Source organism: Candidatus Electrothrix sp. (genome assembly GCF_052785085.1).
Genome location: NZ_JALAAI010000015.1, coordinates 1 through 22,623 on the forward strand (window position 1 = coordinate 1; position 22,623 = coordinate 22,623).

Here is a 22,623-nt window from a genome sequence, read left to right on the forward strand (position 1 = left end):
TGTAGGAAGCGCAACGCCTGTCCGTGGAAATATCTCGCTGAGGTTATCACGGCTCGGCGCCAGGGGCTGGATGTGCCTCCTCTGCCTCTTGCTGCGTAAAAAAAATGAGAGGGGTCTGAACGGTTACACTTGATCAGGTTTGCCATAATCTCCTCTTTGCATTTTTTTTGCAGAGAGTATTGACCCAAAACGTTTGATATGTCAAACACGAATAAAAAATGTTTACGAAAATATTTTTGTTCAACTATGCTATTTCAGCATTTGAGAGGGGTTCGGGAATTGCTGAAACATTTTTTCTGACATTTTTTTGCAGGATAGCGATCATCACACTTGCACATGTGCATGCATTGCCCCGTACCGTCGCAGCGTTCACTAAAGAGGAACTTTTTTTCACCACTCAGGTAGAAACCACCACATCCCCCACTGCATTGGCACTTTGTGTTTTCCTGTATAAAATCAACAGTCATAGTGCCGCAGGATGTGAGTAGATCACGGTTTACAACAAAACGTAAATCCATGAAATCGACGATATGATCATCCTCTTGTACCTGATCCATGCAGATTTTCAGGTGTGAGCCTGCGCAACAACCGTCTTGCACAAATATTCGGATAACAGTGTCAATGTTGCGGTTTGGTACCTGTTCTCTAAGGGCTTCAAGAGCTTGCTCTGTTACACTCAACATATATTTCACTTTTTTTCAAATAGAAGAATAACACATTCCATTTTGTTACATCCTAAAGAGATTGTGCATGTACCACAATTCTTCAAGATTACAAATTTGTGGAATGTTTTGTTAAGAATATCTCTTTTTATAATATAGAATAAACTTTTAGTAAAGCACCTCAATGCCATTCGTGATATTTTTTGTAGAGTAATAAGATAATTTATGATGTAGCAGAGAAAATATTTCAAAGAAATAAAAAAAAGTCTTGTATTTAATAGTATTATTTTTAATAAATATCGTATTATTGCAAGGGTTGTTAGTCTGTTATTGTAGTTTTCTTCTCTTCTGAATGAGTTCGTGCTGTATCCGGCCTTAACTCTACCCTGTTTGGCCCGAATCCGATGAGCCGGGAAAATTTTTCATTGCTTTTCAAGAGACCAGAGTTAGAATGCAGCCTATGCTGGATTGATATAACTACTATATTTCAGGAAGGTTGTCTGCCCTCTGGGGCGGACTTCATATAACGCAACATCTATCTAAATGGAGGATATAATGAGTTCATGTGGTTCATGTGAGAGTGAAGATCATTCAAGTTGTCACTCGGCAGATGCGCAGGTTGCCCAACAGGATATTGCCATCACCCGATCACTGGGGAAGATCAGGCAGAAGATTCTCGTGATGAGCGGGAAAGGGGGAGTAGGGAAATCCACTGTTGCTGTGAATCTTGCGTTAGGGCTGGCTAAAAAGGGATACAAGGTTGGGCTGATGGACGTGGATCTGCATGGGCCGGATATCTGTCGAATGCTTGATCTCACAGATTCTTTGGAACCGCACCAGACTGAAAATTCCTTGGTTCCTCCCTTAATTTATAATGAAAATGTAAAAGTTGTTTCCCTGGAATATATGATGAAAGACAGGGATGAAGCCATTATTTGGCGTGGCCCCTTGAAAATTCAGGCTATTCGTCAGTTTATTGCTGATATGGACTGGGGAGAGCTGGATTATCTTGTTGTTGATGCTCCTCCGGGAACAGGTGATGAACCGTTATCTGTGGCGCAAATTATTGCCAATGTGCAGGCTGTGGTTGTGACAACCCCACAGGCCGTGTCTTTGGCAGATGTTCGTAAGTCCATCAATTTTTGCAAAACAGTTGAAATGCCCATTACCGGTATTGTTGAAAATATGTCTGGTTTTATCTGTCCTCATTGTGAAGAAACCGTTGATATTTTCAGTTCAGGAGGTGGAGAAAAGACAGCGCGTGATTTTGAGCTGCCCTTTCTTGGCAGAGTGCCTATGGATCCACGGGTTGTTGTTGGCGGTGACAGTGGACAGCCTTATCTTTCCTCGGATGAGAATAGTCCGGCAGTCAAAGCATTTACTGCTGTGGTGGAAGCGGTTGAACAACGTTTACCGATTACAGTAAAGCCTACAGCTCAACCGGCACAGGGCCTGAAAATGGCAACAGGTTTGCAAATGGCCTCTGGAACAGCTGGTGGTTGCGGCTGCGGAGATGATGGATGTAATCCTGATAAATGCGATTGCTGATACACGACATTTTTTTTATGTTGAAGTCCTCTTTGCAGGTTGAAGGACGGCTTTTTTGATAGAACAGAACAAAGAGAGTACCCGGTTATCATGAAAATACAACAGCTGACAGTCGGTATGATGAGCGTGTGTTGCTATATTATTTCCTGTAAAAAAACAGGCAAAGCAGCCATTATTGATCCAGGAGGAGATGAAGAGAAAATACTCGCCGCCTGCAAAGACAATAAGCTTGATGTGGTGTATATCCTCAATACTCACGGCCATCCTGATCATGTTTGCGGTAACGGGCCTGTTCAGAAGGCCACTGGTGCGCAGATTATTATGCATCGGTCAGATGCTGAGTTTTTTAGCACGGCAGATGCAAAAAGCTATTTTTCCATGCTTGGATTACCCGATTCACCACCTGCGGATATTGTGGTTGAAGATGGAGAAAAAATAATTATTGGTGAAGAGGTCTTGACCGTGATTCATACCCCCGGACATACGCCAGGCGGGGTCTGCTTTTATAATGCCCCTGATTGTTTTACCGGGGACACCCTTTTTGTCGGTGGTCTTGGACGCACGGATTTCCCAGGTGGATCTATGCCCGAGCTTTCAAAGTCTATTCAGGAGCGTTTGATGACTTTACCACCTGAGACAATTGTTTGGCCTGGACACGGCTATGGTGGTTTTCAATCGACCATTGGTGATGAGGCGGAAGGAAACCCGTATTTTTGAAAATTTGAAAAGGGCCTTGTTATTATGAATTGGCTGGAAGTATGTGAACATCCCAGGCTGCAAGATTTACCTTTTAAAATTGAGCTTGATGAAGACGGGAAAATACTCATGACTCCGGTGAAAGTTTCTCATTCGGCCTTTCAGGGGGAACTGGAATTTCTTCTGCGATCTTTGTTGCAAACAGGAAAAACGTTGCCAGAATGCGCCATTGCCACTCAGAAAGGAACAAAGGTTGTTGATGTTGCCTGGGCCTCAGATGCGGTTTTTGCAATAATAAAAAATGAAATAGAGTGTTCTGTGTGCCCTGAGATTTGCGTTGAGGTCTTTTCAGCAAGCAATACCTCTCAGGAGATGGAAGACAAGAAAAAGCTCTATTTTGAACAGGGAGCGTTGGAATTTTGGCTATGTACAGAGCAGGGAGATATGAGTTTTTTTAACCGCAAAGGAGAGCTGCAACGATCCGGGTTGGTGCCTGATTTTCCCTTATCTATTCAGTTGTAAATTGGATATTGCATTGCTCTTTTCACCTTTTTTTCATACAAGACAGGGGTATTGAAGCCAAGCTCAGAAAAAAGAATCGTATGAATCCGATAATAACCTCGCTTTCCGGCTTGATCGCCACGCTGACCGGGGCCATTGCTCTGCTCCTGATGTTGGAACTGCGGGGTAACCCTGGAAAAGACAGTACGACGAATCAGCGTCTGGTCATGGCGCATAAGGTAACAGGGTACATCTTTATTGTCTTTTTTCTGGTTATCCTGGCAATCATGCTTTCCAAAGTTGAAGCCTCTCAGGATGAGTTTTCTCCCAGAACCATTTTGCATATTTCCCTGGCACTCCTGATTGTTCCGCTTTTAGCTTTTAAAATCCTTATTATCCGACGTTTTAGACGTTTTGAGCACTATGTTCCAGGGATTGGTATAGCTGTTTTTTTAGCGTTTTTTCTACTCAACACCATGACAGCTGGATATTATTTTATTCATGGATCACCTACGTTGTATCCGTTAGGTTTAACAGAAGGAGATGCAATCGTGTTGGATGAGCAAAAGGGGCAAAAATTAGTAGCGCAGAAATGCGGGAAATGCCATACTCTGGAGCGGATTTTTAAGTCGTTAAAAACTGATCAGGGGTGGACAGAGACTGTCAACCGTATGGTTGCCTTTGATGCACCCAATATCACGGAAGGGCAGGGGAAACATATCCTTCACTATCTTATCAATCAGCAGAAACGACGGGAGCAATTAGTTGCTACGGCTTCTGGAGCCAAGGAAAAGGCCGGGCAGAAATTGATTGAGCAGAAATGTTCGTATTGCCACGGCCTGGATCGGATCTTTCTGGCCCGGAAAACACCCAATGAGTGGGCAGAGCTTGTTGACAATATGGCGGGATATTCTGAGCAGGAAGACTTTCTGCGTCCTTTGGAAAAAGAGGCTGTGCTTGAATTTCTATCTAACCGAACTGTTCCCCAGGCTGAGGGTGAAAAATAAGTCGGTTAACGGAACATGTGGAGGATGTTATGAAGCAACAAAAAACGTTTTCTTGTTGGTCTGGTTGCATTGTATTCGGGTTTGCTTTGATAGTGGCGGTCTCTTCATTTGCTGAAAATAAGAAAGAGGCAGCAAAAGCCCTGATTGAGAAAAAATGCACTGTCTGTCACAGCATTGATCGGGTGTACGAAGCAAATAAGAATCATGTTGAATGGGAACAGACTGTGAAAAAGATGGTTGGCTATTCTGATCAGATGAACTTTCTCAATCAGAAAGAAAAAGAGACCATAATTGAATTTTTGGCCCAGCGGAAGGCTCCGCAGGTTGACACAGAATAATTCATTATCCCATCCCTTGGGGTGGGATAATGAATGTGATATAAGCAGAAATATTTATGCGTGAAATAATCCTCGGCACTGCCGGTCATGTTGACCACGGCAAGACAAGTCTGATCCGTGCCTTGACCGGTATTGAAACCGACCGGTTACAGGAAGAAAAAAAACGGGGCATCACCATTGAGTTGGGTTTTGCCTATATAGATCTTGCCTGCGGTCATCGTCTGGGCATTGTTGATGTACCGGGTCATGAAAAGTTTGTTCGTAATATGGTGGCCGGAGCCGCTGGTATGGACATGGTGGCCTTTATCGTGGCAGCGGACGAGGGAATTATGCCACAAACCAAGGAGCATTTTGACATCTGCAAGCTGCTCGGGGTCAAAGACGGCCTGATCATCCTGACCAAAAAAGATATGGTGGAGGAAGAATGGCTGGAAATGGTGGAAGAAGAGGTCTCGGATTTCTTTGCAGACAGCTTTCTGGAAGAGGCCCCGATTCTTGCTGTTTCATCCACCACTGGCGAAGGGATTGAAGAGGTCAAAAAAGTCCTGGATGAAAAGGTTCATAAGATCAACTTTCAGGAGGAATTCGGCCCCTTTCGTTTGGCTGTTGACCGGGTGTTCTCCATGAAGGGTTTTGGCACCGTGATCACTGGCTCTTCCCTGTCCGGGCGGATCGCTGTGGGTGATGACCTGATGTTTTATCCTGAAGGGATCACAGCCAGGATACGGGGCATCCAGGTGCATGGCAAAGAGCAGGAGATTGTTGAGGCTGGACATCGCACAGCTATTAATTTGCAAGGCATTGAAAAAGAGCAGATTCATCGGGGTGATCTTGCAGCCACCCCAGGCACCATGCAGCCTTCAACCCTGCTGGATGCAGATTTTCATTATTTGGCTCATAATACAAGAAAATTAAAGAACAGAACCCAGGTACGTCTCCATGTAGGAACCCGTGAAATCCTTGCCTATGTGGTGTTGATGGACAGGGACCGGGTGGAGCCTGGACAAGACGCTGATATTCAGCTCATTACCCAGGAACCTGTGGCTGTCTGGCCCGGAGATCGTTTTGTTCTGCGCAGTTATTCTCCTATTGCCACGCTGGGTGGTGGGGTTATTCTGAATAATGCTCCACCCAAGCGAAAGCGGGCTACTGATCAGGACAGGGAACGTAATCAGGCGGTTTTTTCTGTGTATAAGGCTGATACTGAGGGAGACGGCCTGGTCGAAAAGATGCTGCTCTTTCTTGAGGAGAGTGGGGTACAGGGCATCACAGCGGATCAGCTTTCCACCCGTTTGGGGCTGTTTGGTAAAAAACTCAAGAAACAGCTCCAGGCCCCTATTTCAGCAAAAAAAGTTTTGGTGGTGGAGTCTGACAGCCAACGTTTGGTTGCAACCCAAGTGATTGAGCGACTCAGCCAGTTCGTGCTCAACATGCTCGAACAATATCACCAGGAGAATCCCTTAAAAAGCGGCCTGGCACGGGAAGAGATACGGTCCCGGCTCCGGCCCCCAGTGGATCAGAAGCTGTTTCAGTATCTGATGAACAGCCTTGCAAAAAATGGTGCCCTTGTTCAGGAAGAAGCAGAGGTTCGCTTGAGTAGTCATGAGGTGAAACTGCAGGTTGATGAGCAGGAGATGCAGGAGAAAATTGGTAACCTGTACAAAGAAGCTGGCCTGCGTCCGCCGAATTTAAAAGACGTGCTGGCTCAGTTTGGGCAGTTTCCTGAAAAACAGCTCCGCCAGGTGATTGCCTTGCTCCTGCAAAAGGGCACCCTGGTCAAAATAAATGAGGCTCTGTTCTTTCATAGCGAGCAGCTGGACCAATTGGCGGCTGACTTGCAGGAGTATCTGAGCAGGAAAGAGGAGATTGATGCCCCTGGCTTTAAAGACCTGACCGGCCTGACCCGTAAATTTTCCATTCCTTTATTAGAATACTTTGATAAGATCAAACTGACGCTTCGGGTCGGTGATAAGCGAATTCTGCGAAAGCAATAGTATGAGTACATTGACAGGGCAAGCAGGTTTATGGTGCTTTGTGTTGTTGTGCACTGCTCTGTTGGTGAGTTTTTTTGTACTGACCAGGCATTGGGATACGTTTAAGAAGAAATGGCAAAAAAGCGAGAAGTCTGAAAAGGAACAATGTGCAGCTCAGAGAGAATTAGAATACCAACTGCAATTAGATCAGATTATACTGGAAAATACCAAAGAAGCAGTTGTTATCACTGATGCTGATGCCAGTATTTTATATATCAATCAAGCCTATACCCAGATTACAGGCTATGAACCCAGAGAGATAATAGGGGAAAACCCAAGGGTTTGTAAGTCCGGACATCATGATCAGGCCTTTTATGAATCCATGTGGAACAGTTTGTTGCAGAAAGGCAAGTGGTCAGGAGAGATTTTGGATCGCCGCAAGAACGGGGAGGTGTATCCTAAATCGCTCACCATCCATGCCGTTTATAGTAAAAGCGGTGAGATCAGAAATTATATCGGTATATTTACTGATATTACGGAAAAGAGAAAGGTTGAAAAACAGCTCAAGGACCTGCTTTTTTATGACCCTCTGACAAACCTGCCCAACAGGACGTTATTTGAAAAGCTTCTTGACCAATCATTGCTGAACAGCCAGTTTCATGATAAACCTTTAGGTCTCCTTTGTGTTGATTTAGCGAGCTTTACAGACATCAATAATACTCTTGGCTATAAGGCAGGTGATGATCTGCTGATACAGGTTTCCAAAAGAATACGCAGTGGTGTGCGTGAAACTGATACTGTTTCAAGGTCGTATAGTGACCAGTTCATGGTGTTGCTTTCTGAGGTGAAACTCAAGGATTGCCCTGTTCTTTTGTCCCGCCGTTTGCTGCGTGCTCTCCAACAGCCCTTTCACATTGCTGGCGAAAAAATCTTCGTTGATGCCTGTATAGGTATTTCTCTGTATCCCGAGGATGGTATAGATACCCAGAGCCTGGTGAAACATGCGCATACGGCTTTGAATGTTGCCCGGAAACGGGGGCCAGGAAATTATCAGTATTTTCATACGCAAATGCGTGAAGACCTGGTTCATCGGGTGACAATAGAGCGGGAAATGCACCACGCCTTGGAACATAAGGAGTTTATTCTCTATTATCAGCCCAAATATGCCCTTGCCACAGGGCAAATGGCTGGAGTAGAGGCATTAATGCGTTGGCAGCATCCCCAAAAAGGAATTATTTCTCCGGCTGAGTTCATCCCCATTGCAGAAGAAAGCAGTCTTATTCGTGCCATTGGGGAATGGGGGCTGAAGCAGGCCTGTTACCAGGTCAAGGTCTGGCAGGACCAGGGAATGGATGTCTTACCCATGGCGGTCAATCTTTCTGCAAAACAATTTCAGGATAAAGGCTTATTACCTCTTGTGCTTGAAAGCCTTGAGGCCAACAAGCTCAAACCAGAGTGGTTAGAAATTGAGATAACAGAAAGTATTCTTATGGAAAACCCTGAAGATGCAGTCCGGTCTCTCAGAGAGCTCAGAAAGGTTGGTGTGCAGATAGCTGTTGATGATTTTGGTACAGGGTATTCTTCCCTTGCCTATCTGAAAAAGTTTCCTGTCAATACCTTAAAGATTGATCAGGCATTTATTACAGATATTGTTTGTGATGCTCATGACAAGGCCATTGTCAGTTCTATTCTTACAATGGGGCAAAGCCTGAATCTGAAAGTCGTTGCTGAAGGGGTTGAAACCAAGGAACAGATGGACTTGCTCAAGGCCATGGGCTGTGAAGAGGTGCAAGGGTATTATTTGAGTAAGCCCTTACCGCCAGAGGGGATTGCTGAGCTGCTCAAGAAGAGCAATTGAGAAATAGCTCCGTTCTGGCTTATACTACTGATGCCTGTGCAGCAGTTTGATGTTCTCATATAACTTTTTGGAATTATTCTGCGCATAGAGCTGTAGAATAGTCAACTTTTAGAAACTTGATAGTCGAGTATCAGCAGAGGATTTTGCAAATCAAATAGAGGAGAACTTATATGGCAATTATTACTATTAGTCGAGGTACCTATGCAGGGGGTAAAGATGTTGCCTCTCAACTTGCCAAGGACCTTGACTACCCAGTTCTCAGCCGGGAAAAAGTGCTCCACGAAATAGACAGGGACTACGGCATTCCGGCTAGAACTATTAATAAAACAATGAATGGTGCTCCACCATTCTGGCAGCAGGTTCCCGGCAAGCGCCTGGCATACGTAAAGTGTATAACAGCTGCAATCCTGGCACATGCGAAGGAAGGAAACCTTGTCTACCATGGGGTCAACGGTCATCTGCTTCTCTCACATCTCCCCCAGATACTTCGGGTCAGGGTAATTGCAAACATGGAGTACCGCGTAGAAGCTCTTATGAAAAGAGAAACGCTCAGCAAAGAAAAAGCCATTGCTCATATCCAACGGGTAAGCAAGGATCGAAGCCGGTGGACCAAACTGCTCTACAATGTTGACTGGAAGGACCCCGGTCTCTATGATGTGATTTTAAATTTGGATAAAGTCAGTACAGAGACTGCCTGTACAGCTATTGCCAGCATGGTGGAACAAAAGGAGTTTATGCCTTCCCCTGAAAACCAGAAAGTTTTTGAAGACTTCAATCTGAGTTGCAGAGTTTGGGCGGCATTGGCCAGTAATCCTGCAACCAACTCTGCTGTTATTGAGGTAAAAGCCAATGATGGAGAGGTGATAATTGGTGGTACTGTTGATTCCGTAAAAGCATTGGAGTTGATTCCTCAAATAGCAAGAAGCGTAGAAGGGGTAAGCAGTGTCCTGTGTGACATTGGAGTTGGAACGGGTTGGTACTGGTAAAGAATGTGCATGGATAGAACACATCACTGACTTCAGGTACAGGCTGAATTACCTGTTGGCACAAACAAGGATCAAGCTCTGCCTATGAGCAGCATGATACTTCTGCGAGGGAAAGAACTAAATGTCTGAAAAAATATCCAAGGTATCCTTATCGTCAAGTACTGTAAAAAACAGAGGATGGGTAGTTGTCTTTGCCGGTCTTGGCATCAATCTCGCTCTCGGTGTATTGTACACCTGGAGTGTGGTGAGTAAAGGAATTCCAGACGTATGGGGATGGTCAGAGGCAGCTAAATCTCTCCCTTACTCAGTCGCCTGTTTGGTTTTCTCACTGGTTATGGTGCCCGCCGGAAGGATGCAGGATCGAATTGGCCCTCGAACAGTAGCGAGTATTGGTGGATTACTGGTGGGCATTGGTTTGCTTACAGCCAGCCAGACAACAACGACACTTGGTTTTATCTTCGGCTTTGGACTCTTGGCCGGAGCCGGTATTGGCTTTGGTTATGCTTCGGCTACACCGCCTGCTGTCAAGTGGTTTTCTTCGGCTCGAACCGGCCTGATTGCCGGTATTGTTGTCTCAGGATTTGGACTGGCAAGTGTTTATGTAGCCCCACTGGTTAAAGCATTAATTCGAGCCTACGGCCTCTCTGCAACTATGATGATTTTGGGTGTTGGCTTTCTTATTATTGTTATTGGGTTTGCCCAGTTTCTTCAGCCTCCTCCAAGGGGGTATATACCTGCTGGAACCCCACCTGTGCCAACGCACAAGAATGCTGCCAAGATGGAGTATACCCCAAAGGAAATGCTTAAAACCTGGCAATTTTATGCTCTCTGGTTCATGTATGCCTGCGGAGCAGGGGCTGGTTTGATGATTATTTCCAAGCTTGCAAAAATAGCAGAGATTCAATCGGGCGTAAGCCTGGGCTTTGTTCTTGTTGCCATTCTGGCTGTTGGCAATGGTGCTGGAAGGATAGTCGCTGGCATACTCTCTGACAGGATTGGTCGGAAAACGACGCTCTTCATCTGTTTCGTCCTGCAAGCGCTGATAATTTTCCTCCTGTCACAGGCGGAAGCTGGTAATATTCTCGGGTCAAGCCTTGTTCTTGGAATCTTTTCAGCCTTGATCGGGGCAAACTACGGCGCTAACCTTGCTCTGTTTCCGTCGATCACCAAGGATTACTATGGCATGAGGAACTTTGGTGTAAATTATGGACTGGTCTTCACTTCCTGGGGCTTGGGAGGCTTTACCCTGTCACTGTTTGCCGGGCAAGTTTATGATAAGACGCAGACGTTTACCTTTGCGTATTACTGTTCAGTTGTTCTTCTTATAGCAGCTGCACTGATGGCTCTGTATATCAAGCCGGTACAGCAGAAGCTGTAAGGAAGTGGGGGGGCTCAAAAGGAAGTGCTAAAAGGGGTTCCCAAGCTGGAGCTTTGGGAACCAGATAAAATAAGGGATTGGAGAGAATTGGGAAAAGTCAGGATAAAAACAGATAAATAAAGCCCGACGTGATAAACGCCGGGCTTTTTTCATGTGCGTTATCCCGCACCAGAGAGGAACGGGATAGAGAAATTTACTACTCAGCTATTTGATGCAACTCCACTCGCCGATTCATGGCCCGTCCTTCTGGTGTTGCATTATCAGCAACAGGATTCTCCTGACCATAGCCCTTGCTCACTAAATGATCTGCGGCAATTCCTTGTTCAATGAGAAAATTCCGTACAGATCTTGCCCGTTGTTCAGAGAGCTGCTGATTTCTTCCAGGGCTGCCCATGCTATCAGTATAACCAGCCACTTCAAAGCGTTGATCAGCAGCATGTTTTTGCAGGAGACCTGTAATTGTTCGCAGGCTGGTTTTTGCCTCTTGGGTGAGGTCGGCTGTGCCCACTGTAAAGTTAACTCCTGAAAGAATAATAGTTGCGTCAACATTACCATCATTGTCATGATCCAGGCTGGCGAGTTCCTGAATTTCCTGCTGCACAGGAGAATCAGTTTCTACTGAAGCGTTTTCTTCAGGCTCTTCCTGTACCGGGCTGTCTGTAGATGCTGCTGCCTCAGCAGGTACTTCTTCCTGCTGTACCGGGGCCTGCTGTGATGCTTCTTGCTGCTCTTGTTGCTTGAGTTGCTCTTTCAGACGCGCTATTTCCTGCTCCAATTCTGTAATATTTGCCTGTAAAGCAGTTAATTTTTCGTTTGAGGTTGTCAACGCAGCGGTCAGCTGTTCAGCTTTTTTTGCTGCTTCTTCTGCCTCAGCTGTTGTTGCGGCCTGTTGTTCCAAGGTAGCCTTGACCTGAGTAAGAACTTCATTTTTTGCAACCAATGCCTGCTCTTTTTCCTCCAGATTTGCTTTTAAGGTCTTAATCTCCTCTTCAAGGGCTGTGGTTGTGTTGCCAGTAGCCTCCTGCGCTGCTGTCAACTCAGTGAGTTTTTCCTGCGTTGCGGCAAGCTCAGCTGCTAATTTTTCTTTTTCTTCTTTGGCAGCAGTGAGTTCTGCTATCTGCGCCTTGGCTTTTTCCAACTCTTGTGTCAAGGCGGTTATTTGTTCTTCTGTAGCTGCTGATTGCTGTTCAATCGCCTGAAGCTCAGTGATTTTGGCTTCCAGAGCATCGGTTTTTTGCTGTTCCGAGGCCAGCTGTTCAGCCTGTGCAGCCGCCTGGGCAAGTTCCTGCTCCATCTTTGCGATCTTCTCTTGAGCCACAGTAAATTTTTCAGTTTCTTGCTGGAGTTCAGTAATCTGTGCTTCCAGTGCTGTTACTTTTTCCTGTTCAGCAGTCAACAGCTTTGCCTGGGTTTGTGCCTCAGCCAGTTGTGTTTCCAGGTCGGCCACCTTTTCCTGGGTAGCATTGAATTCCTCAGCCGTTGTGGGTAATGCAGCAAGTTGGTTTTCCAAAGCAGTAATCTTTTCCTGGCTGGCTGTGAGTTGCGTTTGCAACCCCTGAGCATTTGCCAGTTCAGCCTCTAAGGTAGCAATCTGCTCCTGGGTAGTACGCAGTTGCTCTTGTAAGGGGAGAAGATCAGCAACCTGCGCTTCCAGTGCTGCTGCCTTTTCCTGAAGAAGATCATGAGCAGCTTCTTTTTCGTCCACCTGTGCTTCTAAGGCAGTGACCTTTTCCTGAGCCGTGGCAATATCAGTCTTTGCCTGATCAACAGCTGCTGTTGCTGCAGTTAATGCCTCGATCTTTGCAGCCAGTTGTTTGCTAAGTTCTGCCTCTTTGGCCTGTGCTGCTTCAAGTTCAGCTGCCAGACTTTCCTGCTGTTGCTTCAGCTCATCATTTGTCTTTTTCTGGTCAGCAAGTTCAGCTGTTAAGCGTGCCACCTCAGCTTTAATGACAGTCAGCTCTTCATGCTTTCCAGCAATACGTTGTTGCAGTGCCTGTTCTTTTTCCTGAGCCGCAGCAAGATTTTCTTGAGCTGTTTGTAAAGATGCCTTGGTTTGCGTCAGTTCATTGGTCAGCTTTTCAATGGATGCCTGTGCATCGTTAAGCTCCTGGGTCAATCGCTCCGTTTCCTGGTTCCGAACCAGTGCTGACTCTGTCAGGCTGGCAACCTGATTAACCAGCTCTGTTCCCTGGGCTGCACGTTCTTCTATGTCTTTTTGGAGGGCTTCCACCTCCTGTTGTTTTGCCTGGAGTTGTTTTTCCAGAGCAGCAATCCGCTCCTGAGAAGGAGCCAGCTGTATCTCTTTTTCTTTGCCGTATTGCAGTAAGGCCTCATTTTTAAGCTGGAGTTTTTTCTCAGCTTGTTGCAATTCAGTGATCCGGGCTACTGCTTCGCTTAACAGTTTTTGCTGTTTTTTCTGTTGCTGCTCTTTTTCTGCAACTAACTGGTTAAGTTTAGAAATCTTTTCGGCGAGATCCTGTTTTTCTTTTTCATGATCTGCCAGTTTTGCTTCAAGAGCCTTTGATGCTTCAAGGGCCTTATTCATTTCTTCAATCTTGCCAGCAAGATTGTCTCGTTCTTCAGTTATTTTTTTAAGCTCAGCCTGGGTGTTGGTCAGGGCATCATTTTGGGACTTAAAGGAGATTTGTTTTTCCCGCAGTTCACGACCGATTTTTTGTAGCTGTTCTTTCAAAGTAGCAACTACTTTCTGTTGGTCCTTTTCAGAATTTTTTAATGCAGTGGCTTGCTTTGTTAATTGCTGATTCTCTTTCGTGGCTGTTGCAATTTTTTTGCGGGCAGCTTCAAGTTCAGCAGAAAGTAGCTTTATTTGAGCCTGCTGCTCAAGAAGCTGTTGTTCTAAAATGGCTGCTTTCTGCTCAGACGGGGCCAGCATCCGGTCTTTTTCTTTCCCATAATGGAGCATGGCCTCTGCTTTGAGTTCAGCTTTTTGTACTGCATTATTGGCAACAGAAAGTTTGGTCGTGGCATCAGCAAGCCGGGCCTTGGATTGAGCAAGCTGGCTTTGCATTTCAGCAACCAGTTGCTCTTTTTCCTTGAGCTTTCTCTGAAGCTGGTCAGCCTGTTGTTGTTGCTTTTTTTCCAGTTGAACAACTTCAGCAAGCCGAGTCTTGGATTGGACAAGCCGCTCTTGTATTTCAGCAACCAGTTGTTCTTTTTCCCTGAGTTTTTTCTGAAGTTGCTCAGCCTGTTGCTGTTGCTTTTTTTCCAGTTGAGCAATTTTTTGCAGGTCAGATCGACGCCGTTCCTGCATCTCAGCAAGAAGGTTCTTTCGATGTTGCAGCTCCTGTTCGCTTGTGGTGAGTTTTTGGAGAAGTCTCTTGCTCGCATTGTTTTCTTTTTGCGTTACAGCATGGAGTTTTTTCCGGGTGCTGTCCAGCTGTTCCTGTAATTGGTTGATGTGGGACTCAGCCTTTGCCAGCTGCTCAGCAGTCTCAGTATTTATAGGAGCAGCCTGTTCCATAGGAGTATTTACTGCTTCAGCTGCCTTGGCTTCAGCTTCATGAGCTTTTTGCTGTACTCGTTTTAACTCTGAACGTAACCGCTCGCTTTTGGCCTGTGCATCGACCAAATTATCTTTGTATTCCTGTGCTTGGCTTTTTAGGTGGAGAATTTTTTCCTGACGCTGGCCTTCAGCGATTTGCTCTTGATGGTGTTTTTTGCTCTGAGCATGGTACACTGCAAGACCAATATACAGCAGGATACCGAGTGAGATGAAAAGCGCTAAACGCGGTGTTATTTTTTGCATGAGTTTCATAGCAGAGCCTATACGTTCATTGGTTGAAGATAAGAAAAAAAGTCTGGTTACGCGTTATACCGGTTTTACAATTAGAGTTGCCAGAGGAGGTAAAGTAAGCATAAGGGAGTGTTCCATACCATAGGATCGCTCGGAAACTGTGTGCAGCTCGCTGTTGCACACACCGCTCCCTTGATAAACTGTCAGATCGCTGTTGATAATTTTTCGGTATCGACCGCTCTGGGGCACGCCGATACAGTATTTTTCACGTACTACCGGCGTAAAATTACAGATTATAACAAGAAAGTCATCAGTTTTTTTTGCCTTGCGAATAAATGAAAAGACAGAATTATCTGAGTCATTGGCATTTATCCATGAAAAACCAGACCATTCATAGTCGTTTTCATAAAGAGCAGGTTCGTTCTTGTAAACCTTGTTTAGATCAGCAACATACCGTTGTGCTCCCTTATGAAATTTTGTTGTCAGTGCCTCCCATTCCAGTCCTTTATCGTGATTCCATTCCTGCCATTGTCCGAATTCGCAGCCCATAAAGAGCAATTTTTTGCCGGAATATCCCCACATAAAGCCAAGGTAGGCACGAAGATTGGCGAATTTCTGCCATTCATCGCCAGACATTTTATTGATCAAGGAACCTTTCCCATGCACTACTTCATCATGGGAGATGGGCAGAGTAAAGTTTTCCTGAAAGGCGTAGATCATACCAAAGGTCATCTCATTATGATGAAAGCGACGATGGATGGGATCATGTGTCATGTAATTCAGAGTGTCGTGCATCCAACCCATGTTCCATTTCAGGCTAAACCCTAAACCACCCAGCCATGTTGGTCGGGAAACCATGGGCCAGGAGGTAGATTCTTCAGCTATAGTCAGAACACCTGGATAAACGCCGTGGAGCACCTCGTTGGTCTTCTGGAGAAAGCTGATAGCATCCAGGTTTTCCCGCCCCCCGTATTTATTGGGCAGCCATTGTCCTTCTTCCCGGGAATAGTCCAGGTACAGCATAGAGGCGACTGCATCGACTCTGAGTCCGTCAATATGATACTTATCAATCCAGAACAGGGCATTGGAGATAAGAAAAGAGCGGACCTCGTTACGACCATAGTTGAAGATCATGGTGCCCCAGTCCTGATGCTCGCCTTGGCGGGGGTCTTCATGGGCATAAAGGTGGGTGCCGTCAAAATAATTCAGGCCAGATCCGTCCTTGGGAAAATGGGCTGGTACCCAGTCCAGGATGACGCCGATATTATGCTGATGGCATTGATCAATAAAATACATAAAATCTTGGGGCGTGCCATAACGACTGGTTGGTGCAAAAAAGCCCAGAACCTGGTACCCCCAGGAGGCATCAAAGGGATATTCCGCAATGGGGAGCAACTCAATATGGGTGTAGCCCATCTCCAGTACATAAGGGATCAACTTATCAGCCAGCTCACGATAAGTCAGGTAACGACTCCCCCATTTTTCATCCGGCTCCCGCTGCCAGGAACCAATGTGGACCTCGTAGATAGAAATGGGGCCATCCAGGGATTGGCGTTGAGAACGATTATTGACCCAATCCTTATCCTGCCACTGGTAGTTGTTCAGGTTGGCCACAACCGATCCCGTGTTGGGGCGAAGTTCCATAGCAAAACCATAGGGGTCTGACTTGTCAAATTGTTCGTTGTTTTGGGTGGTGATCCTGTACTTATAAACAGTATGCTCTCCCAGTCCTGGGATAAAGATTGTCCAGATTCCAGAGTTACTGGGATGCATGGGGCAAGCTTCATTGTTCCATTCATTAAAATCTCCGACTATGGAAACCTGCTGTGCATTGGGTGCCCAGACCGAGAATACCACGCCCTCCTGCCCCTCAAAGGTGACAAGATGGGCACCGAGTTTTTCATAGGAACGCTCATGGGTGCCTTCACCGAACAAGTATTTGTCCAGATCTCCGAGCCAGCTTTCAGGGGCAATGATTCCGTTATAATGATTTGCTTTCATAGAGTTCTGTGTAGTGGTTACCATATAGAGGACGAAGAGTAAGCAGGGTATGTCCAGGAAAAAAATTATGAGACGACTTTACCTATAATAAATACTACACTATATGTATCTTTTCTTTTTTTTCAAAGTTTTTTTTTATGGAGCGGGTTTTCAGACCTTTTTTGTAAGATTTTTTTGGGAGATTAATGCTTGAATTTCTGGTAAAGTAAGAAGTATTCAGGGTGTTACTCAGAGTTGATGAGATATAGCCCCCCCCATTCCTGCCGAAGTCGATTGACATGAAGGGTGGTTATGTTAGAATTTTCTAGTTCAGACTTGATGTTTTGCAAGATCGCTGAACTTGTAAATTCTGGGTGCCTTGACGCATGTTCCCATAGAATATATTGCTGTTCCTTGCTTATTTTCCGACTATTTTACTGTATAGGAAATTATAAAATTTCCCTTTCAACATGCTGTAATTGTGAATAGAGTATTAGTATTGTCGGGAACAAATCTCACTGCACTTACGAGAGCCACTTTTTTATCAGATTGGTACAAGAAAAATTTCAAATGCCTATTTTCATGCTGTAAAATTAAACTATTAATTCTTTGGCCGGGAAATTATGTCAAGGGGCTGTGTTATCAGAAAATTTTCGTTTTTCAATTTTCTATACAATTGAGCCGAATGAGTTCGTGGTGCATTCTACCTAGACACTTACGCACCTCCTTAGTTGATTACCTGGGAATCATATACGATGAGGTACTGGTAACAGCAGTGCTTGACTGTCGGAGGAATCCAAGCTGGATAAGAAAAAAGCTTACGGAGAACTAATTTTTTCACCAAAAGAATTCAGAATATTCATGACTACCCTGAAACAAGTGACAATTTATACTGACGGTGGTTGCCAGGGCAATCCCGGTCCCGGAGGATATGGTGCTGTTCTTTTATGCGGTAACCATCGTAAGGAACTGTCTGGCGGTTACAAACTGACGACAAATAACAGAATGGAACTGTTAGCCTGTATTGCGGCTTTGGAGGCGTTGAAATACAAATGCGATGTAACTGTTTACAGCGATTCAAAATACGTTGTGGACAGCTTTGAAAAGGGTTGGGCGAAGAGATGGAGAACAAACGGTTGGAAAAGAAATAAAAAAGATAAAGCCGAGAATCCGGATTTATGGGAAAGACTTCTTGATCTCTCCGAACAACATGAGGTGAAATTTAGATGGGTAAAAGGACATGCAGGAAACATTGAAAACGAAAGATGTGACAGGATGGCTGCTGAAGCGGCAAAACAAGACAATCTGCAGGAAGATAAAAAATATGAAGAAACGGCAAGATTAACTGTTCAAAATTCCACCAATTCCTTATTCTGAACATTATGTCATACAGTGACTTTAAAACGCTTGGTCAAGTCCACAAAGAATTAGGCATCAGCGTAAAGGATGCAAACAAGCTGTATACACTATTGATCTTGTAGAAACTGCCAACAAGAGGGAAAACAATGACGGAAACAGTTGCCATTATCGGCGCAACAGATAAACCGGATCGATACGCCAATAAGGCCATGCATGCACTACGAAAACACCGCCATGAAGTTGTCTTGGTCAATCCCTTTAAGCAAGAGGTTGAGGGGCAAGAATGCCTTGACTCTGTTGCTGACCATGATGGAAGCATTGACACGGTGACCCTCTATGTTAACCCAATGCGATTTCAGGATCATATTGATGACGTGATCAAAATGCATCCCAAGCGGGTGATCATGAATCCGGGCACAGAAGATGATGGGCATCAGCGTACCTTGGAAAATGCCGGAATAGAGGTTATCCGGGCCTGTACCTTGGTGTTGCTGTCGACAAATCAGTATTAACGATTTCGATTTTATCCTCATGACGATACAAAAAGCAGGAGCAGGGGATGCCATACGGTACGTTTGAATCAGTTGCAGAGGTTGCCCGGAAATTTGATATTACAGTCAGTGGTAGCGTATCTTTTGTGGAGCGATCAGCAATTGCAATCCCTGCGTATGATTTCAGCAGGATCGAGAAAAAGCTTATTGACGAGCTAAATTTTATCAATGAAGTAACCATTTGCGAAAGGATCATCAGCCCGATCCTGGAGCTGGTATCAGAGCAATATCCCTTGTTGAAGATTTGGTCACATGTTCCCTATAACGTGGATCAGGCAAAGGGATTGGTTGGCGAGCCCGATTATCTGGTTGCACCAAGAACAAAGTACGGCGACATGGGCGTTCCGCCGCTCTGTATTGTAGAGGCCAAGAAAGATAATTTTGAAGAAGGCTGGACCCAGGCCTTAGCAGAAATGGTTGCCGCTTCCCTGCAAGGTGCTGATGTATGTTATGGCGTTGTGACAACAGGTAACACCTGGGCATTTGGTAAGCTGGAACAGCACCAGTTCATCAGAGATCCCAAGAAACTCTCAGCTACGGTTGATTTACAGGAAATATTCGAGGTATTGAATTGGGTATTTCATCAAGCGGAATCGCTTCTCAGAGAAGAATGAATTTTTTATTTAATACGATAAACAGGAGGATACACCATGAAGAAAGCAATAATTACAACCACTATCACCGCCTGCAGCCTGTTCGCTCTGCTGGTCACCAGCCCGGTTATGGCAGCGGAACCCGATGTGGAGGAAATCGTCAGCAAAGCCAACTTGGCGGCCTACTATGCCGGTGATGACGGCAAGGCCGAGGTCAACATGACCATCACGGACAGCCAGGGCCGTGAACGCAACCGCGAGTTTATCATTCTTCGTAAGGATAAAGAAGACGGAGGACAGCAGTTTTTTTATGTATATTTCAAGAGACCCAGTGATGTAAGCAAGATGGTCTATATGGTTCATAAGCATATGAACAAGGACGATGACCGTTGGATGTATCTGCCCGCCCTGGATTTGGTCAAGCGCATTGCTGCCTCGGATAAGCGGACCTCTTTTGTGGGCAGTGATTTTCTGTACGAAGATGTCTCCGGTCGGAACCTGTCCGAAGATAATCATAAGCTGGTGGAAAGTAACGATACCCATTATGTGGTCAAAAATATCCCCAAGAAGCCGGAGGATGTGGAATTCTCATCCTATACTGTGCAGATCGATAAAAAGACCTTCCTGCCAGTCAAGGCAGTGTATCTGGATAAAAATGGCAAGGAGTATCGCATTGTCGAGGCCATCAAAGTGGAAGAGGTTGACGGCTTCCCCACTGTGACCGAATCTAAGGTGACAGACTTGGAAAAAGGAGGTCATACCGTATCCAAGTTCAGTAATATTAAATATAATATCGGGCTCAAGGAAGATATCTTTACCGAGCGCTATCTGCGCCGTCCGCCTCGTGAGGCCCGTCGCTAGGAGGAACCATGAAGAAAACAGCATTACTTGCATTATCCGCCCTGTTGGCCTGTCATGCTGGATCAGGTGTCGGGTCAGCTATGGCTGAAGAAGAGGTCTCATTGACCGACCGTCTCTACGATGATTACGGCATTGAAATGCTCGGTTTTGCGGAAACCCGCTTGGGCAGCCGACTGGTGGATGATGAAAATGAGGATACTCTGAGCATCGGCGAGGCCCGGGCGCAAGTGGAATTGACTCGCTTCTTTGATTCGTTCACGCTCCTGTTTAAAGGTGACCTGCTGGCTGATGCCATAACCGAAGAAGTGGACGCGGATATCCGGGGTCTGAACGTGGCCTTTCGGCCCAGCGATGTGCTGGATGTTAAGATCGGGCGCATGGTTTCTACCTGGGGAACCGGTGATCTGGTCTTTATTAATGATATGTTTCCCAAAGACTGGCAGTCCTTTTTTATCGGTCGGGATGACGAGTACCTGAAGCAGGCATCCAATGCCTTCCGAACAGGAATCTTTCTTGGCGATTATATTATTGATTTGGTCTACACCCCGCGTTTTCAGGGATCCGAGTTTGTCAAAGGCGAACGTTTGTCCTATTTCAATCCCGGTGCGGGTCAGATTGTGGGCCAGAATATGGTCATGGCGGATAATGCCCCGGATGACTATTTCGAGGATGATGAGACCTCAATTCGTCTGTCCCGCCGCTTTGGCGGCGTAGAGACCGCCCTGTACGGATACATGGGCTTCTGGCAGGAACCGGAGGGCATGGATGCCGCCATAGGCAAGGCCATATATCCCCGGCTCAATGTCTGGGGGGCTTCGGCCCGTTCCCCTGTACTGGGCGGTATCGGCAATATCGAAGCAGGCTATTACGATTCCTTTGATGACGATGATGGCAGGAATCCGTACATCCGGCCTTCGGAATACCGTTTCCTGGTCGGGTTTGAACGTGAGCTGGCTCACGAACTTACTGGCGGCTTTCAGTATTATCTGGAGGTGATTGACGAGTACGAAAACTACGAGCAGACCGTTGCGCCGGGCATGGAGGCCAGAGATGAGTACCGGCAGATGCTCACCATGCGCCTGACCAAGTTGCTCATGCAGCAAACCCTGACCCTGTCGCTCTTTGTCTACTATTCACCCACGGATCAGGACGGTTATGCCCGGCCCAAATTTCAATATAAGGTAACGGATAACTGGTTGGTGGACGGTGGTTTCAACCTGTTCTGGGGAGAGGATGAACATACCTTCTGGGGCAGGTTTCAGGATAACAGCAACGCTTTTGTCGGGGTGCGCTATAGTTTTTAATAATCCGGGGATACAGCAGGTACTGTAGGGGCACGAATTCCTGTGTTCGCCCTTATTATGCTCCCCTCACACGGTAAGCAGCTAAACACGGTTGCATTACAAATATAATGGAGATTTATCATGATTGTAACAGATTGGATTCACAGTATAGCAGGTTTTTTTATTATCGTCGGGCTGGCCTTGGGCTTTGATTGCGGCGGCAATCCGATCTTTGTTCACCAGTACTTTCTCTTCCTCCCACTCTTTGTCGGCCTGAACCTGTTTCAGTTCGGGTTCACCAAATTCTGCCCGTTGGGGATCATCCTGAAAAAGCTGGGTGTGCCGGAAACCAGAGAAGGCGGAAAAAGTTGTTGCGGGAAGTAAAAAAGTGAAAAACTTTGTTGTCCCGGCCCGCTCGGGTCGGGACAGGCTTTGTCTTCTTTTGCCCGCATCAATCATTTTTTTACGGAGGAAAAATCATGCAGGCTGCTGAACAGGAACTGTTTATTACCGAAGAAGAGTATCTGGCAGCGGAAAGGGAAGGTGAGGAAAGGCATGAATGGTACAAGGGAGAGTGTTTTGCTATGGCAGGAGGTACTCGCTGGCATAATATCCTGTCCAGTCGAATTGTCGCGGCCTTAGTAGATTGCCTTGAGGATACCCCCTGCACACCCTACATGGCGGATTTCCGCCTGTCCATTGAAGCGCATCAGCATTATGTTTATCCGGATATCATGGTCGTCTGCGAGGAATCCTCATATATTGCTGACGATATGGTTAATAATGCTGAAATTGTCCTTGAGGTGCTGTCCAAAGGAACGGAATCCTATGACAGGGGACAGAAATTTCTTCATTATCAAAGTGTCCCTTTGCTTCGCGAATATATTCTGGTCAGCCAAGAGGCTATGCAGGTTGAGGTGTATCGACGACGTGAGAACGGCAGGTGGGAATATCAGCGTTTGACCCGTCCATCCGAAATTCTGTTTTTCGAGACAGTCGATTGCTCGATATCCTTGGATAAACTCTATCGTTCCATCCCATTATAAAACTCCCCCCCTCTATCCCTGTTTATTCATCAATGAACACAGAGGTCAACTCTATCTGAAGCAGACCGAATTGTTTAGAGGTCAGAACATCTTCTCCGTTGATCGGCTCACAACGTTCCTGATCATCCCATGAAAAGGTCTCCGGGTTGATTTTGCTGGGTTATCCCGGATTGCTTGCCAAATCCGGGCGGGCAAGGTAATATTGCCGTTTTATCGTAGATAGAAATGTTACCTGTTTTTATTAAGAAA

At 45.8% G+C, this 22,623-nt stretch carries 19 protein-coding genes; 16 read left to right on the plus strand and 3 right to left on the minus strand.

Annotated elements, in window-relative coordinates:
- Window positions 1-254: 254 nt before the first annotated feature.
- On the minus strand, window positions 255-683 hold the full coding sequence (locus tag L2082_RS04155; RefSeq protein WP_446011469.1) for an iron-sulfur cluster biosynthesis family protein: 429 nt from the start codon (window positions 681-683) through the stop codon (window positions 255-257).
- 534 nt (window positions 684-1,217) lie between these two features.
- Between L2082_RS04155 and L2082_RS04160 the strand changes: the two genes are divergently transcribed.
- The 9 genes from L2082_RS04160 (at window position 1,218) to L2082_RS04200 (ending at window position 10,947) form a co-directional block, all read left to right on the plus strand.
- Window positions 1,218-2,210, plus strand: a complete 993-nt coding sequence (locus tag L2082_RS04160) for a P-loop NTPase (RefSeq protein WP_446010007.1) — start codon at window positions 1,218-1,220, stop codon at window positions 2,208-2,210.
- A 90-nt stretch (window positions 2,211-2,300) separates the two neighbouring features.
- Window positions 2,301-2,927, plus strand: coding sequence for an MBL fold metallo-hydrolase (locus L2082_RS04165; RefSeq protein WP_446010006.1), 627 nt, complete (start codon window positions 2,301-2,303; stop codon window positions 2,925-2,927).
- A 24-nt stretch (window positions 2,928-2,951) separates the two neighbouring features.
- Window positions 2,952-3,428 carry a Uma2 family endonuclease gene (locus L2082_RS04170; protein ID WP_446010005.1) on the plus strand — a complete coding sequence of 159 codons (477 nt, stop codon included), beginning with the start codon at window positions 2,952-2,954 and terminating at the stop codon, window positions 3,426-3,428.
- An 80-nt stretch (window positions 3,429-3,508) separates the two neighbouring features.
- Window positions 3,509-4,414: a photosystem P840 reaction-center cytochrome c-551 gene (locus tag L2082_RS04175; protein ID WP_446010004.1), complete on the plus strand. Its 906-nt coding sequence runs from the start codon at window positions 3,509-3,511 to the stop codon at window positions 4,412-4,414.
- A 29-nt stretch (window positions 4,415-4,443) separates the two neighbouring features.
- The gene (locus tag L2082_RS04180) at window positions 4,444-4,752 is read left to right on the plus strand and encodes a hypothetical protein (protein ID WP_446010003.1); all 309 of its coding nucleotides are present in this window, start codon (window positions 4,444-4,446) and stop codon (window positions 4,750-4,752) included.
- Window positions 4,753-4,808: 56 nt separating this feature from the next.
- Window positions 4,809-6,746, plus strand: a complete 1,938-nt coding sequence (gene selB / locus L2082_RS04185; protein WP_446010002.1) for a selenocysteine-specific translation elongation factor — start codon at window positions 4,809-4,811, stop codon at window positions 6,744-6,746.
- A gap of 64 nt (window positions 6,747-6,810) precedes the next feature.
- Window positions 6,811-8,583: a putative bifunctional diguanylate cyclase/phosphodiesterase gene (locus tag L2082_RS04190; RefSeq protein WP_446011470.1), complete on the plus strand. Its 1,773-nt coding sequence runs from the start codon at window positions 6,811-6,813 to the stop codon at window positions 8,581-8,583.
- 170 nt (window positions 8,584-8,753) lie between these two features.
- Window positions 8,754-9,569, plus strand: coding sequence for a cytidylate kinase family protein (locus L2082_RS04195; RefSeq protein WP_446011471.1), 816 nt, complete (start codon window positions 8,754-8,756; stop codon window positions 9,567-9,569).
- Window positions 9,570-9,690: 121 nt separating this feature from the next.
- Window positions 9,691-10,947 carry an L-lactate MFS transporter gene (locus L2082_RS04200; protein WP_446011472.1) on the plus strand — a complete coding sequence of 419 codons (1,257 nt, stop codon included), beginning with the start codon at window positions 9,691-9,693 and terminating at the stop codon, window positions 10,945-10,947.
- A gap of 196 nt (window positions 10,948-11,143) precedes the next feature.
- Here L2082_RS04200 and L2082_RS04205 read toward each other — a convergent pair whose 3' ends face one another.
- Both L2082_RS04205 and glgB read right to left on the minus strand, forming a co-directional pair.
- Window positions 11,144-14,713 carry an OmpA family protein gene (locus L2082_RS04205; RefSeq protein WP_446011473.1) on the minus strand — a complete coding sequence of 1,190 codons (3,570 nt, stop codon included), beginning with the start codon at window positions 14,711-14,713 and terminating at the stop codon, window positions 11,144-11,146.
- A gap of 63 nt (window positions 14,714-14,776) precedes the next feature.
- Window positions 14,777-16,702 (minus strand): 1,4-alpha-glucan branching protein GlgB, encoded by a 1,926-nt coding sequence (glgB, locus tag L2082_RS04210; RefSeq protein ID WP_446011474.1) that lies wholly within the window; start codon window positions 16,700-16,702, stop codon window positions 14,777-14,779.
- 840 nt (window positions 16,703-17,542) lie between these two features.
- On the opposite strand from glgB, the gene rnhA reads away from it, so the two are divergent.
- The 7 genes from rnhA (at window position 17,543) to L2082_RS04245 (ending at window position 22,374) form a co-directional block, all read left to right on the plus strand.
- Window positions 17,543-18,058, plus strand: coding sequence for a ribonuclease HI (gene rnhA / locus L2082_RS04215; RefSeq protein WP_446007925.1), 516 nt, complete (start codon window positions 17,543-17,545; stop codon window positions 18,056-18,058).
- 128 nt (window positions 18,059-18,186) lie between these two features.
- Window positions 18,187-18,552: a CoA-binding protein gene (locus L2082_RS04220; RefSeq protein WP_446007924.1), complete on the plus strand. Its 366-nt coding sequence runs from the start codon at window positions 18,187-18,189 to the stop codon at window positions 18,550-18,552.
- A 47-nt stretch (window positions 18,553-18,599) separates the two neighbouring features.
- Complete coding sequence (locus L2082_RS04225) at window positions 18,600-19,205, plus strand: hypothetical protein (RefSeq protein WP_446007923.1); 606 nt, start codon at window positions 18,600-18,602, stop codon at window positions 19,203-19,205.
- Between the two features lie 36 nt (window positions 19,206-19,241).
- Window positions 19,242-20,045, plus strand: a complete 804-nt coding sequence (locus L2082_RS04230) for an outer membrane lipoprotein-sorting protein (RefSeq protein ID WP_446007922.1) — start codon at window positions 19,242-19,244, stop codon at window positions 20,043-20,045.
- Window positions 20,046-20,053: 8 nt separating this feature from the next.
- A complete protein-coding gene (locus tag L2082_RS04235) occupies window positions 20,054-21,349 on the plus strand; it encodes a hypothetical protein (RefSeq protein WP_446007921.1) in 1,296 nt (431 codons plus the stop codon).
- Window positions 21,350-21,469: 120 nt separating this feature from the next.
- Window positions 21,470-21,712: a DUF2892 domain-containing protein gene (locus tag L2082_RS04240; RefSeq protein WP_446007920.1), complete on the plus strand. Its 243-nt coding sequence runs from the start codon at window positions 21,470-21,472 to the stop codon at window positions 21,710-21,712.
- Between the two features lie 95 nt (window positions 21,713-21,807).
- Window positions 21,808-22,374 carry a Uma2 family endonuclease gene (locus L2082_RS04245; protein WP_446007919.1) on the plus strand — a complete coding sequence of 189 codons (567 nt, stop codon included), beginning with the start codon at window positions 21,808-21,810 and terminating at the stop codon, window positions 22,372-22,374.
- The last annotated feature ends 249 nt before the right edge of the window (window positions 22,375-22,623 follow it).

Excerpts from the sequence above, each read along its gene's own strand:
- L2082_RS04155 (WP_446011469.1), bottom strand. The coding sequence starts at position 683 with ATGTTGAGTGTAACAGAGCAAGCTCTTGAAGCCCTTAGAGAACAGGTA.
- L2082_RS04160 (WP_446010007.1), top strand. The coding sequence starts at position 1,218 with ATGAGTTCATGTGGTTCATGTGAGAGTGAAGATCATTCAAGTTGTCAC.
- L2082_RS04165 (WP_446010006.1), top strand. The coding sequence starts at position 2,301 with ATGAAAATACAACAGCTGACAGTCGGTATGATGAGCGTGTGTTGCTAT.
- L2082_RS04170 (WP_446010005.1), top strand. The coding sequence starts at position 2,952 with ATGAATTGGCTGGAAGTATGTGAACATCCCAGGCTGCAAGATTTACCT.
- L2082_RS04175 (WP_446010004.1), top strand. The coding sequence starts at position 3,509 with ATGAATCCGATAATAACCTCGCTTTCCGGCTTGATCGCCACGCTGACC.
- L2082_RS04180 (WP_446010003.1), top strand. The coding sequence starts at position 4,444 with ATGAAGCAACAAAAAACGTTTTCTTGTTGGTCTGGTTGCATTGTATTC.
- selB (WP_446010002.1), top strand. The coding sequence starts at position 4,809 with ATGCGTGAAATAATCCTCGGCACTGCCGGTCATGTTGACCACGGCAAG.
- L2082_RS04195 (WP_446011471.1), top strand. The coding sequence starts at position 8,754 with ATGGCAATTATTACTATTAGTCGAGGTACCTATGCAGGGGGTAAAGAT.
- L2082_RS04200 (WP_446011472.1), top strand. The coding sequence starts at position 9,691 with ATGTCTGAAAAAATATCCAAGGTATCCTTATCGTCAAGTACTGTAAAA.
- L2082_RS04205 (WP_446011473.1), bottom strand. The coding sequence starts at position 14,713 with ATGCAAAAAATAACACCGCGTTTAGCGCTTTTCATCTCACTCGGTATC.
- glgB (WP_446011474.1), bottom strand. The coding sequence starts at position 16,702 with ATGAAAGCAAATCATTATAACGGAATCATTGCCCCTGAAAGCTGGCTC.
- rnhA (WP_446007925.1), top strand. The coding sequence starts at position 17,543 with ATGACTACCCTGAAACAAGTGACAATTTATACTGACGGTGGTTGCCAG.
- L2082_RS04220 (WP_446007924.1), top strand. The coding sequence starts at position 18,187 with ATGACGGAAACAGTTGCCATTATCGGCGCAACAGATAAACCGGATCGA.
- L2082_RS04225 (WP_446007923.1), top strand. The coding sequence starts at position 18,600 with ATGCCATACGGTACGTTTGAATCAGTTGCAGAGGTTGCCCGGAAATTT.
- L2082_RS04230 (WP_446007922.1), top strand. The coding sequence starts at position 19,242 with ATGAAGAAAGCAATAATTACAACCACTATCACCGCCTGCAGCCTGTTC.
- L2082_RS04235 (WP_446007921.1), top strand. The coding sequence starts at position 20,054 with ATGAAGAAAACAGCATTACTTGCATTATCCGCCCTGTTGGCCTGTCAT.
- L2082_RS04240 (WP_446007920.1), top strand. The coding sequence starts at position 21,470 with ATGATTGTAACAGATTGGATTCACAGTATAGCAGGTTTTTTTATTATC.
- L2082_RS04245 (WP_446007919.1), top strand. The coding sequence starts at position 21,808 with ATGCAGGCTGCTGAACAGGAACTGTTTATTACCGAAGAAGAGTATCTG.